Here is a 12,402-nt window from a genome sequence, read left to right as displayed (position 1 = left end):
TCCTCTTTCGCTATTTCTTCTCTTCCGGGTGGTGTTGTTCATTCCCATCAGGAATAAACATGTCATAAAATCCTTGTTCCTTCATTTCCTGCGCTGTTACCGGATCATTTAAAATAGATTCCCGCTCTTCTTCCATATCCAGTTGCAGCTTTTCATATATTTCCGATAGTTCATTATTCGTAGACGCTGTTTCATTTAAGGTTCTTTTCGGTTTAAATAAAAACGTATTTATCAGCAGACCGGTTACACTCCCTGCAATTCCCAGCAGCAATGAATAAGACTGAATCATTTCCTCTGGAGCAATTCGCGGAAAAATAAGCTCTCTGCCTATAAAAAAGCCAATAAAACTGCACACCACACTGATAATAATTGTAAAAATTAAATGCTTCCCATAAACCGTATCGCCGATAATTTCAACATATGTCCGGGAACTCTTTTGTTCTTGTTCTGCCATCTTTTCAGGCCCCCTTCTCTAAATAAAAGTCTGAATCATTTATCTGCAGAATGAAATAATCTGATTATACTACATACAAGCCAATTATACTAGAACCTATTAGCAGATACTAATTACAGATTTTTTGAATAAGAAAATCAAACCGCTTTACTTTTATTCTGCAACATAGATTGTAAATTCTCTTTCCTGTTACTACTATTATTTCAAAATTTTATGTAGGATAAAACAAGATGCATTATCACAATGTTGTACAAAGATGATTCTCTACTTTGTGATGTAAACGCATTCATTAATTATTCAGCAATTGTTATGATTCTAATCAAAGGAGGCAGGCGTTGTGTTAGGAGAAAGAGAAGAGATTATTTTTAACGCACTAATCAACGATACAAGTATTTCAAGTTCAGAGCTTGCAGATAAATATAATCTTTCTCGCCGACAATTAGGCTATACCTTTCAAAAGATAAATACTTGGTTAAAAGACAGTCATTTGCCAGAAATCGAACGAACCAGGAAAGGTCAATTTATTATTGATCAATCTATTTTAACTGCAACTGTGAAGCATGGTTTCCCTGGAGATTCAAAGTCCCGGGACGGAATTATGTCTGAACAGAATCGGGTAAAATTTCTGATTATGGCCATATTAGGCGGAAAAGATAGTATTTCGTTAAACGATTTAACCAGACAGCTGGATGTCAGTAAGAACACCATTTTAAATGATATGAAGCATGCTCAGAAACTGTTGGATTCTTATCAATTGGAAATACAGCATACAAGAAAAGATGGTTATCAGATTATAGGAAATGAATTTCAGGCACGCAAGATGATGATAGGACTTGCAAATGAATTAATTTTGCATGACGACAATAAAAGAAAGCTGCAGGAAATACTGATGCTTGAGGATGAACTGCTTGCCCAGTTCGAGCGCAGGCTGGAGCGGGTGGAACAAAAGCTTACCATTCAATTCACAGATGAAATTATGATGTCGCTCCCGGCAATATTTGTATTAATTCTGCGGAGAATCCAAAAAGGATATCCAATTCAACCTTTCTTTATCCGTTATGACGAGCTATCTAATACAAAGGAATATCAGGCGACTGAAGAAATTTTATACGATAAAAGTCTTCCAACACCGGAGCGTATCTTTATTACATTGAATCTGTTAACAGGCAGTGTGCACCGGAATTCCTGGGTGACAGAGGATTACATTCCTGACTTAATTCCGGCGATCGATAAAATGGTCCGGCTCTTTGAAAAAAATGCCTGCATTACCTTTCATGACCGTAAGCAGTTGATTGATAAGCTTCTGCAGCATTTAACACCTGCGTACTACCGGATTAAATATCAGCTGACAGATTCCATTCTTTTTGAAGATAACGAGAATGAAGAATTTGAGCAAATCCGTCATCTGGTTCATTTAGCAATTAGTCCGCTCGAAGAAGTGATGGAAAGCAGGATTCCTGAAAATGAAGTTACTTACATTGTAATGTTGATCAGCGGCTGGATGCATAAACAGGGAGAAAGTATGGCTCAGAAAATAAAAGCACTGGTTGTCTGTCCGCGGGGAATTTCCGTTTCCCGGTTAATGTTTCAGCAGCTGCGCGAGCTGTTTCCTGAATTCGTATTTTTGGATTGGCTGTCTGTCAGAGAGTTTTTACATTACGAGCTGGATTACGATATCGTTTTCTCGCCAATTACGTTAGAGACCGATAAAAAGCTGTTTATCTGCAAACCGGTTCTGCGTGCAGAAGATAAGCAGCGCATTCGAAAACAAGTCATGCTGGAAATATATGATTATATTCCAAATGAAATCAATGTGGACGATTTAATTGATAAAATCCAGCAGCATTCCCATATTTCAGACGAAAAGAGCTTGCGTAAGGAGCTTTATGCTTATATCCATCGAGATAAGAATGCCGCTATTACAAAGCAAGCCTCTGCTAACGAAGAGAAAGACTTACATGATTTTCTGACTATGAATCATATTACGCTGAGAGAATCTGTCTCCTCTTTTGATGAAGCTATCCGGCTATGCGGTGCTCCATTACTCAAGTATGGATACATTACACCAAATTATATTGATGCAACCATCCAGCATTCGAAAGAAGATTCTTATATTGCTATCGGCGAGCATGTTGCTATTCCTCACGCTACACCAGAGGAAGGTGTTCAAAAAGTTGGTATGAGCCTGTTAAAAATTCGTAACGGGGTTGCTTACGGGGAAGAAAATCATCAGATTCACTTGATGATTATGATTGCTGCAGTTGATAAAAAACAGCATATTCATGCACTGATGCAATTAATGAAGGTCGCTTCCTCATCCAGTCTGTTACCGAAACTGATCCAGGCCAGTTCGAAGGAATATATATACAAGTTGATTCGGGATTATATTATTAATTGATTTAATAGAAGGATGTTCAAAAAGCCCAATAAACAGGACTTTTGAACACGCACTAATAGTTAAGGCAGGAGTGGTATTTCATGAGTGAATTTCGTTTTAATGAGGAAGTTATTTTAATGAATTTAGAGGCTGCTGACTACACAGAGGTACTTCAGCAGATGGGAGAAAATCTAGTAAAACATCATTATGTCAAAGACAGCTTTATTCCGGCAATTATCGAAAGGGAGCAAGAATTTGCAACCGGATTACCAACAGCAGGCGTATCTGTAGCTATTCCACATACAGATGCTGTCCATGTAAATCAGAAAACCATCAGCATAGCTACATTAAAAAATCCGGTAGACTTTGTCATTATGGGAGAAGTAAGCGAAACCACTCCTGTTCAAATCGTATTTATGCTGGCAATGGATGAGCCTCATTCACAACTGGAGCTTCTGCAGGATTTAATGAAGATTTTTCAAGAAGGCACTTTTCTCGACCAATTGCTCCAGACAGATAGTGTACTGGATATGAAGAAACAAGTAACTGAAAAACTTAATTTGAGTGACTTTAAAGGAGGTGAAAGACTATGAAACAAGTACTTGTAGCTTGCGGAGCAGGAATTGCTACATCCACTGTCGTGAATAATGCAATTGAAGAATTAGCGAAAGAAAATGGGATAAAGGTAGATTTAAAACAAATCAGAATTGCAGAAGTAAGTACCTACGAGGATACAGCAGATCTATTAGTTACTACTGCAATGACAAAGAAGGAATATACTTTCCCGGTTATTAATGCACGTACATTCCTGACAGGGATTGGTGTAGAAGATACCAAGAAACAGATTTTAGAAGAGTTATTAAAATAATATTTTGCTGCTCTATTTTTTTAAACTTCCTCTTAAATAGAGCAGCATCCTAACCCATAGGAGGGAAAACTAATGCAAGGATTTGTTGATTTTATACAAGCATTTCTAGGCTTAGGAGCTACTGTCATTTTACCCGTTGTCATCTTTTTACTTGGACTTTTATTTGGCCAAAAGCCTGGAAAAGCTTTTCGTTCCGGTCTGACAATTGGTGTTGCATTTGTAGGTATTTTCCTTGTCATAGACTTATTAACTTTAAATCTCGGCCCGGCAGCGCAAGGAATGGTCGACAGGCTCGGTGTCAGTTTAAATACAATTGATATTGGCTGGCCGGCTACCTCATCAATTGCCTGGGCGTCAACGATTGCTGCCTTTATTATTCCTTTAGGTTTAGTTGTAAACGTTATCATGCTGGTAACAAAAACAACGAAAACAATGAACGTAGATATTTGGAACTTTTGGCATTACACCTTTATGGGGGCAATTGTCTATACCGTATCCGGCAGTATTGTCCAAGGGTTAATTGCAGCAACATTATTCCAGATTATTTGTTTGAAAATAGCTGACTGGACCCAGCCAATGGTTCGTGATTTTTATGAAATGCCTGGAGTTTCTGTTGCAACAGGAAGTACGATTTCTTATGCACCATTTATTTTTGTTGTCAAAGGACTTCAGAAAATCCCTGGTATCAATAAACTGCATGCTGATCCAGATTCCATCCAAAAGCGTTTTGGTGTGTTTGGGGATTCCATGGTTATCGGACTTATCCTAGGTGCCGCAATTGGTGCTTTAGCCGGTTATGGTGTCGGCGACATTATTAATATTGGTATCTCTATGGCTGCTGTTATGGTACTAATGCCAAGAATGGTAAAAATCCTGATGGAAGGTTTAATGCCAGTATCTGAATCTGCCCGTACATGGCTGAATAAACACTTCGGTGATCGTGAAATTAACATTGGTCTGGATGCAGCTGTTCTTTTAGGTCATCCATCTGTTATTGCTACTGCACTTATTTTAACGCCGGTCACTGTTCTGATTGCTGTTATTTTACCAGGAAATGCTGTCCTTCCTTTTGGAGACCTGGCGACAATTCCATTTGTTATTGCCTTTGTGGTCGGAGCTTCTAAAGGGAATATTATTCACTCTGTTATCGTCGGTTCGATTATGATAGCTGTTTCACTCTATGTAGCAACAGATATAGCCCCATTATTTACAGATATGGCGATGCGTGCAGATATTAATCTTCCGGAAGGTTCTGCACAGGTATCCAGTATTGATCAGGGCGGTAATATCGTGAACTGGGTAATTTGGAGATTCTTTGATCTTTTTAATTAATGGAAAGTTTTATTTGAATTAAAAGTTACTTTTGATATGTAAGCAGCAGAAAATAATGATGTTATGGAAAATTACTTATGATTCTTTTTTTCTTCATTGCCTAAGAATGGCTCATCATTATTTCTGCTAACCCTTTCTATCACATTGGAAAAGTACAGAAATTATTGAAAAGGAGAATAAACGATGAAAGCTCTTGTTAAGACCGAACTGGGACACGGAAATTTACAGCTCCAGGATGTAGAAGAGCCTACTGTTTCCAGCCATCAAGTAAAAATCAGAGTTGCATATGCCGGAATCTGCGGCTCCGACATCCATACCTATGAAGGCCACTATAAAGTCGCAGCCCCGGTTACATTAGGACATGAATTTTCCGGAGAAATCGTAGAAATTGGTGAGGGTGTAACAAATTTTAAAGTCGGTGATCGCGTTACATCAGAAACCACCTTTTATGTTTGTGGAGAATGTGAGTATTGTCAGTCAGGAGACTATAATTTATGTAACCATCGTAAAGGAATTGGAAGCCAGGTAAATGGCGGTTTTGCCAAGTATCTGATTGCACGTGAAGAAAGTCTTCACCATTTGCCTCAGGAGGTAGATGATCGGTCTGCTGCAATGACAGAGCCCTTGGCATGTACTTATCATGCCATTCAAAAAACAGTAATCCGTGAAGAAGATCTGGTTATCGTCCTTGGCCCGGGTCCAATCGGCTTATTTGCTGCCCAGGTAGCAAAAAGCTATGGCGCGACTGTTTTAGTTGCCGGCCTGACAAATGATCAGATCCGCCTCGATAAAGCAAAAGAAGTCGGTATGGATTATGTCATCAACCTTCAAGAGGAAAGCTTAAAGGACAAAGTAAATGAGCTGACGGATGGTTATGGTGCAGATGTTCTTTTAGAATGCTCCGGTTCGATTCATGCAGCCAATCAAGGATTGGATTTATTAAGAAAAAAAGGACACTACGCACAAATCGGCATCTTCCCGGAAGCCCAGGTTTCCTTCGATATGGAAAAAGTCATTCAGAAGGAAATACAGGTGGTTGGAAGCAGAAGTCAAAAGCCCGCTGATTGGGAGCCTTCCATTCAATTAATGAAGGAAGGCAAAGTAAACGCAAGAAGTCTGGTAACGCATGAATACGCTATCGACCAATGGGATAAAGCTTATCAGGCAATCAAAAGCGGAGAAGCTATTAAAGTCTTACTGACCCCTCTGGATGATTAAAGTATATGAAATTAATATCGAAATGAGGTTTTAACATGGTTGATATGTTTTTAGATTTTATGCTCGGTCCCATGCGTGGAATAAGTCAATTTTATTTTGAATATCAGCTTATCTTTAACTCGATTATCGTCGGGATCGCCGGCTATTTCTTAGTGAAAAAGAGGAAAAAATCGAACCAGTCGCAGTAGAAAGGAGTTCTGATGTGAAGGCTCTAAATTTATATGATATAGAGGATTTACGTTATGAAGAAAATACACCCATTCCTCAACTAACTAGTAATGAGGATGTTCTAATCCAAGTAAAGTCTGCCGGAATATGCGGTTCAGACTTATCCCGCTATAAAAAGCTTGGGCCTTATGTTCCAGGAACAACCTTTGGTCATGAATTTTCAGGAATTGTAGCTGCTGTCGGGAGTGCGGTAACACATTTTAAAGAGGGTGATCGAGTAGCCGCCTGCCCGACCTTTTCATGTGGTCGCTGTATCTACTGCAGACAGGGAGCTCCGACCCGCTGCGCAGAATTGACAGTTATTGGCGCAAAGCATCCCGGCTCATATGCTGAATACGTTACCCTGCCTGCATCTCATCTGTTACAGCTGCCAGATGAAATTAACTTTGACACTGCTGCCATGCTGGAGCCCGCTTCTGTCGTTGCACACGGTTTTTACCGCACATCGATTCAGCCGGGAGCAGCAGTAGCTGTCATGGGTGTTGGCAGTATCGGTCTCCTCTCGATTCAATGGGCTAAAATTTTTGGAGCAGCGACTGTTTTTGCCATTGATATTGATGAAAACAAGCTGAAAATTGCTAAGCAGCTGGGTGCTGATATTCTTATTAACCCGCTGAAAGAAGATGCAGAAAAAGTTATTAAAAAGCATACTTCTTTAGGAGTTGATCTGGCAGTCGAATCAGCAGGCTCTCCGATTACAAGTGAGCAGGTTCTTGCGCTTCCCAAAAAAGGCGGCGAGGTTTTATACATGGGAATTCCCTATGGTGATATTACCCTTCAGCGCTATTATTTTGAGAAAATTGTCCGGAATGAACTGCGCATTCTCGGCTCCTGGAATGCATTATCTGCACCTTTTCCGGGAAAAGAATGGGAGACCGGTCTCCATTTTATGAAAACGGGGCAGCTTGATATAAAACCGATGATTTCTCATCATCTTCCATTAGAAAAAGGCCCTGAGATTTTCCATCAGCTTACCTATAAAGAAATAGATGCTGTAAAAGTGCTGTTTCATCCATAAAAAAGAAGCCGGGAACCACTTCCGACTTCTTTTTTAGCCTTTATAGAACTACACGCAAATCATTTTTCTCTTTTATCTTACATCTCACGGAGCTGGTCGTCAATCTGGCACTTGAAAGTATATCGAAAATAATCAATTGAATATAAAATGTATTCTTTAGCAATTCTCCTTAATAAAAATACGCCCTAACGGCAATCCTAAAATACGATTATACAGCCTCTGATAAAAGGAAATATCATAAGCATCTGTTTTATCCAAATTATCCATCATTCTTAATGGAACAAAAAAAGAATTTACCTTCATATTCGGATTCACATGCAGCCCGTTCCGCTCATAGAAGCTAATTCGGCGAAGTCTTGTCGTATAGTCTTTCTTCCCCTTCGCTGCTTCCGGATCCTCTACCTCCAGTAACATGCCAGCGGGAGACAAATCATTCAGCTGACTAATTAATTCCCCTCCAAGTCCATTTGATCTATATTTAGAAAGAATAGCCAGATACGAAATAAAAATTCCCTTGAATGCTGACAATTCCTGATAAATAGCATAACCATATTTCTCTTGGCCATCCGTCAGATAAACGGCTTCCATCCTCCCCTTTTTGAAATTACGCTTCAGCACAAACTGAGGAAATAATTCCTGCCGTTCAAAGTCCTGTTTTAAATAGTTATAAAGAACCTTTATGTTTATATTGGTCGGATTCATCTTCTCTAAATAGTATTTCTTTTTCATGGAAAGCCTCCAGATTTTTATATGTATTTAACCAGTCCATCATAGGCAACCTCAATCCCATAAGGTTCAAATATATCTACTAAATCCTGATACAGCAATCCGCAGTTATGAGAAAAATGCGTTGCGATAATCTGTGTCTTTACATTTTCTTTATTCCAGGCCTTGAACTTCTTTTGCACCTCTATAACCGTTTCCACACTCATATGGTTACGGCTTTTAGGATTTCCATTCTGTCCAACTGTACAATCCAATATCGCCATATCGATCTTCTTGCCTTTGAGCCAATCCCATGTTTTTTCAGGAAACCAGCCGGAATCATTTCCATAGAGTAATTGCTTGCCATCCTTTTCTATAAAAAATAATAAACAGGTTTCCCGCGGATCATGATCTGCCAAAAGCGGAGTAATTTTTGCCTGCCCTATCCAGAAGGCTTCAAAAGGAATTAATCTTTTCATCATAAATTGCTTCTGAATACTGCCTTCCTCTGAAAAACCAATTCTACATTGATGCAGCGCTAAGTCATTCCCATAAATGTTTAAAGGCTCCTCTACCCCATGAGCAAAGCCTTCCATACGAGAAAGCAGATCCCCTGCACAAAGATGATCATAATGTGTATGTGTCAGCAAAAGGTGATTGACTCTGGACATATCAATCTCATCTCTGAGTGCCTGATAATAAGCATCCGGAGGATAGTCCACTCTCCATGCATCATCAATAATCACCGAGCTCCGGGTACGGATATTTCTTCCTTTTGCCTTCCTGGAATCCTGACAAGCCTGACATCGGCAAAATACATTTGGAAACCCTTCTGCAGCTGCAGTTCCTAAAAAATGCACCTTCATCCTGTATCCCTCCTCAAAGCTAAGATACTGCTACCATAATAACACCAATAACCATAACAAGAGCAGCAATAATCCGTTGTCTTCCAAAACTCTCTTTCAAAAAAACAACGCCTAAGATAGCTCCGATTAAAATACTCAATTCTCTTACAGGAGCTACATAACTCACAGGAGCATGAACCATTGCAATCAGGACGAGGATATATGCCAGCGGATTAAATAGACCAATCCCGATTGTTTCCAATTTTCTGCTGCTCCAATCCAGACGAACATCCTGCCAGTGCTTCTTTGCAAAGGGAAATAACAGAAGGCTTACTCCCAGATTAGTTCCATAGTTAAGCAGAACCGGGTGGATTATCGAAACACTGACAATATACTTATCCAATAGTGAATAGCTGGCTATCATACAGCCGATTAGCAGACCATACAGAATAGAAGGAAGCATCGTTCTTTCCTTCAAAATTCGCAAACCGCCGGTAAAAATAAACACACTGCAAATAATTAAAAAAATGCCCAGCTTTCCTAATCCGTTTAATTCTTCCTTCAGTAAGAAAAAGGCAGCGAATGCAACCAGCATCGGACCGATTCCCCGGGCAATAGGATAAATAAGTGAGAAATCGCCAATCCGGTATCCTTTTTGGAGGATTACAGCATAAAGCAAATGCAATAAAGCACTTGCCGCTATTAATCCGATTCCCGCCCATCCAATGGTTACATCCGTCCACAGAATAACACCTAAAACAATCGGACTATAAATCACTGTACTTGTGAATGTATACAGCCATACAAACGAAGTACCTCCTAATGACTTTTTAGCGAGAAAATTCCATATTGCATGCAGGATTGCTGCAGTCATAACAAGAGATAACGCCCATATTGACAAACTTTCACTTCCCTTATATCTGACCTGTTTTAATACTTTCCAAAGTATAGATTTTTTATCTCACACTATCTCTTAAAATTAACTCTGTAGCCAATAATATTTTTTTCGCAATCGTTCTTCCGTCTAAGCGCTCTAACAAGGTATCTACTGCAGCCTCTCCCATTTCCTCCGTAAATACCTTCACTGTAGACAACGAGGGGTAAACATACTTTGAAATAGACATATCATTTATTCCAATAATACTTACTCTTTCCGGCACTGAAATATTTGCTTCATGTAAAGCTCTTAAACTTCCAATTGCCATGACATCACTGCTGATAAAGAAAGCAGACGGTAACCGTTCACCCAGCTCTTCAATTGCTTTTTTCATAAGTTTATAACCATTGTCAACGGAGAAAATATCAACATAAACATAGTCTGACTGGAATAAACCTAACTCTTTCATATAAGAGCAGAATGTCCGCTCTCTCAAATCAGGAATAACCTCTTTTTCTCCTTTAGCAATTTCTCTGCCGCCAATAAAACCGATTTCCTGATGACCTGTTTCCAGGAAGTAATCGATCACTTTATAGGTTGCTCTCTCAAAATCAACAATCACCGCATCAAAATGATCCTGATCGGGACTGTAGTCAACAAAGACAACATGCTGATTAACCTTTGCCAGCTCCTTCACCTGAGAATAACTAAACTTTCCAACAGCAATTATTCCATCAACATCTTTAGAAGCTATTTCATTGATATTATCAAAGAAATAGACATCTGCATTCATATTTAATTCTTTACAGCGCTGTTCAATCCCTAAACGGATCGATAAATAATATAAATCGTTTAATTCTTCCTGTTCTGTATACCAATGCACAATTGCAATCTTATGCCCGCCAAATTTATGAGCTGATTTCTTCTGGTAAGAGAGCTCTTCTGCCGCTTCAAATATCCGTTTTTTTGTCTGATCTGTCACGGATAGGGATGCGTCATAATTTAATACGCGTGAAACAGTTGCGGCTGAAACACCAGCCAATTTCGCAATATCTTTAATCGTTGCCATGTAAACACCTTCTTTATCCCCTCTGTCATTCGTATTAATCGTACCACTTTTATTTCTAAAAATCATGATAATTCTGGGTTTTCGAAAGGGTTAACGGCAATCTTTTAATAATAAACCAATATTTTTTATAATTTACTGGATTGCACCAGTCGCATAAGCAGAATAAAAATCATCAATATGAATAGACTGTCCGTGGTTAAGCCTTGATTCTTCAGCAGCAAATGCCATCAAGTGGCTTCTTAACGATGTCGAAGCAGAGGAGATGCTTTCCTGTTCTCCATAATGATCAATATCATGCAGGAAGGTACGGACAATATTATTATCCCCGCCGCCATGACCGCCAACTGGTCTGCTAAACTTAATAATGGATTCCTGTTTGCTTGAAAAATCATAAACAGAAATTTGATTTTCAGCCATATTACCGCGAATCTCACCTTTTGTACCCATAATCTGTACCATACGTGTCTGTTCTCTGGTGAACCCTGACATACTGAAGGTCGCTGTTGCTCCATCTTCAAATTCCATATTAACAACCTGATGATCTACCACATTATTATCGGACTGATAGACACATTTCCCATAGTCCGTTTCATTCAGCGCTTTAATAATTCCTTCATTGGTATGATCCTCTGTAAACTTTTTAGCCCAGCCTCTGCCTTCACCTAAATAATAGCGTCCTGCATGAAAAGGGCATTCCAATTCAACCGGACATCCTTCTAAACAACGCTTGGGAGCCCCTTCTGGTTTATTTTCTTTTCGAAAATGCATTAACGAGCCATAGGAGCTAATTCGTTCACATTTTTTCCCCATAACAAAATTAATAATGTCCATATCATGGCAGGATTTCTGTAATATCATCGGGCTCGACTTCTCTTTATTACTCCAATTCCCCCGGACAAAGCTATGCGACATATGCATGATTTCCACATTCTCATTTAATTGTATCGAAGCAACCTGCCCGATGTCCCCCCGTGCAATAACCTGCTTAATCGTTGACCAGAATTCTGTATAACGCAGTACATGGCAGATGGTCAGCTGGCGGTTATATTTCGCTGCTGTCGCCTCCATCTCGATACATTCCTTTGGGTCAGGCGACATGGGTTTTTCTAATAGCACATGATAGCCTGTTTCCAATGCTTTTATCGTCGGCTCATAATGAAAACGGTCTAATGTACAAATAATGGCAATATCTGCTTTTTTATCCCCCTGTAAAAGCTCTTCCCAGGAAGTATAGCAAGCGTCTTCCTCCAATTCAAACTCTACTTTTACCCGGTTTCTCCGTTCATCATTCGGATCTGCTACTGCCACGATTTGAAGTTCATTCGGATAATTTAAGGCATAAGGTGCATACGCTCTGGCTCCACGATCTCCTGCGCCAATCAATACAGCTTTTTTAGGTTGCATATTTATT

General features: G+C 39.4%; 13 protein-coding genes. 7 read left to right on the top strand and 6 right to left on the bottom strand.

Annotated elements, in window-relative coordinates:
• Positions 1-10: 10 nt before the first annotated feature.
• The gene (locus tag BN1068_RS05135) at positions 11-454 is read right to left on the bottom strand and encodes a hypothetical protein (RefSeq protein WP_077601759.1); all 444 of its coding nucleotides are present in this window, start codon (positions 452-454) and stop codon (positions 11-13) included.
• A 337-nt stretch (positions 455-791) separates the two neighbouring features.
• On the opposite strand from BN1068_RS05135, the gene BN1068_RS05130 reads away from it, so the two are divergent.
• From BN1068_RS05130 to BN1068_RS05105, 7 genes are all read left to right on the top strand, one after another.
• The gene (locus BN1068_RS05130; protein WP_077601758.1) at positions 792-2,852 is read left to right on the top strand and encodes a BglG family transcription antiterminator; all 2,061 of its coding nucleotides are present in this window, start codon (positions 792-794) and stop codon (positions 2,850-2,852) included.
• Positions 2,853-2,932: 80 nt separating this feature from the next.
• Positions 2,933-3,424, top strand: coding sequence for a PTS sugar transporter subunit IIA (locus BN1068_RS05125; protein ID WP_077601757.1), 492 nt, complete (start codon positions 2,933-2,935; stop codon positions 3,422-3,424).
• Positions 3,421-3,699: a PTS sugar transporter subunit IIB gene (locus BN1068_RS05120; protein WP_077601756.1), complete on the top strand. Its 279-nt coding sequence runs from the start codon at positions 3,421-3,423 to the stop codon at positions 3,697-3,699. The genes BN1068_RS05125 and BN1068_RS05120 overlap by 4 nt, the downstream gene beginning before the upstream one ends.
• Before the next feature lie 72 nt (positions 3,700-3,771).
• Positions 3,772-5,031 (top strand): PTS galactitol transporter subunit IIC, encoded by a 1,260-nt coding sequence (locus BN1068_RS05115; RefSeq protein WP_077601755.1) that lies wholly within the window; start codon positions 3,772-3,774, stop codon positions 5,029-5,031.
• Positions 5,032-5,214: 183 nt separating this feature from the next.
• The gene (locus tag BN1068_RS05110; protein WP_077601754.1) at positions 5,215-6,249 is read left to right on the top strand and encodes a zinc-binding dehydrogenase; all 1,035 of its coding nucleotides are present in this window, start codon (positions 5,215-5,217) and stop codon (positions 6,247-6,249) included.
• Between the two features lie 35 nt (positions 6,250-6,284).
• A complete protein-coding gene (locus tag BN1068_RS23540; RefSeq protein ID WP_175637080.1) occupies positions 6,285-6,437 on the top strand; it encodes a hypothetical protein in 153 nt (50 codons plus the stop codon).
• Between the two features lie 14 nt (positions 6,438-6,451).
• Positions 6,452-7,495: a galactitol-1-phosphate 5-dehydrogenase gene (locus BN1068_RS05105; RefSeq protein WP_077601753.1), complete on the top strand. Its 1,044-nt coding sequence runs from the start codon at positions 6,452-6,454 to the stop codon at positions 7,493-7,495.
• Between the two features lie 156 nt (positions 7,496-7,651).
• Here BN1068_RS05105 and BN1068_RS05100 read toward each other — a convergent pair whose 3' ends face one another.
• From BN1068_RS05100 to BN1068_RS05080, 5 genes are all read right to left on the bottom strand, one after another.
• Positions 7,652-8,224, bottom strand: a complete 573-nt coding sequence (locus BN1068_RS05100; protein WP_077601752.1) for a GNAT family N-acetyltransferase — start codon at positions 8,222-8,224, stop codon at positions 7,652-7,654.
• A gap of 17 nt (positions 8,225-8,241) precedes the next feature.
• Positions 8,242-9,066: an MBL fold metallo-hydrolase gene (locus tag BN1068_RS05095; protein ID WP_077601751.1), complete on the bottom strand. Its 825-nt coding sequence runs from the start codon at positions 9,064-9,066 to the stop codon at positions 8,242-8,244.
• A 19-nt stretch (positions 9,067-9,085) separates the two neighbouring features.
• On the bottom strand, positions 9,086-9,946 hold the full coding sequence (locus BN1068_RS05090; protein ID WP_077601750.1) for a DMT family transporter: 861 nt from the start codon (positions 9,944-9,946) through the stop codon (positions 9,086-9,088).
• A 55-nt stretch (positions 9,947-10,001) separates the two neighbouring features.
• Entirely contained in the window at positions 10,002-10,991 is a 990-nt protein-coding gene (locus BN1068_RS05085) for a LacI family DNA-binding transcriptional regulator (RefSeq protein WP_077601749.1), read from the bottom strand.
• Positions 10,992-11,123: 132 nt separating this feature from the next.
• Positions 11,124-12,395, bottom strand: a complete 1,272-nt coding sequence (locus BN1068_RS05080) for a Gfo/Idh/MocA family protein (RefSeq protein WP_077601748.1) — start codon at positions 12,393-12,395, stop codon at positions 11,124-11,126.
• Positions 12,396-12,402: the final 7 nt, after the last annotated feature.

This window comes from Oceanobacillus sojae (genome assembly GCF_900162665.1).
Taxonomy (GTDB): Bacteria; Bacillota; Bacilli; order Bacillales; family Amphibacillaceae; genus Oceanobacillus; species Oceanobacillus sojae_A.
Note: the sequence above shows the minus strand (reverse complement) of the source record. Positions and strands in the feature narration are given on the sequence as shown.

Excerpts from the sequence above, each read along its gene's own strand:
- BN1068_RS05095 (WP_077601751.1), bottom strand. The coding sequence starts at position 9,066 with ATGAAGGTGCATTTTTTAGGAACTGCAGCTGCAGAAGGGTTTCCAAAT.
- BN1068_RS23540 (WP_175637080.1), top strand. The coding sequence starts at position 6,285 with ATGGTTGATATGTTTTTAGATTTTATGCTCGGTCCCATGCGTGGAATA.
- BN1068_RS05115 (WP_077601755.1), top strand. The coding sequence starts at position 3,772 with ATGCAAGGATTTGTTGATTTTATACAAGCATTTCTAGGCTTAGGAGCT.
- BN1068_RS05110 (WP_077601754.1), top strand. The coding sequence starts at position 5,215 with ATGAAAGCTCTTGTTAAGACCGAACTGGGACACGGAAATTTACAGCTC.
- BN1068_RS05085 (WP_077601749.1), bottom strand. The coding sequence starts at position 10,991 with ATGGCAACGATTAAAGATATTGCGAAATTGGCTGGTGTTTCAGCCGCA.
- BN1068_RS05100 (WP_077601752.1), bottom strand. The coding sequence starts at position 8,224 with ATGAAAAAGAAATACTATTTAGAGAAGATGAATCCGACCAATATAAAC.
- BN1068_RS05120 (WP_077601756.1), top strand. The coding sequence starts at position 3,421 with ATGAAACAAGTACTTGTAGCTTGCGGAGCAGGAATTGCTACATCCACT.
- BN1068_RS05135 (WP_077601759.1), bottom strand. The coding sequence starts at position 454 with ATGGCAGAACAAGAACAAAAGAGTTCCCGGACATATGTTGAAATTATC.
- BN1068_RS05080 (WP_077601748.1), bottom strand. The coding sequence starts at position 12,395 with ATGCAACCTAAAAAAGCTGTATTGATTGGCGCAGGAGATCGTGGAGCC.
- BN1068_RS05125 (WP_077601757.1), top strand. The coding sequence starts at position 2,933 with ATGAGTGAATTTCGTTTTAATGAGGAAGTTATTTTAATGAATTTAGAG.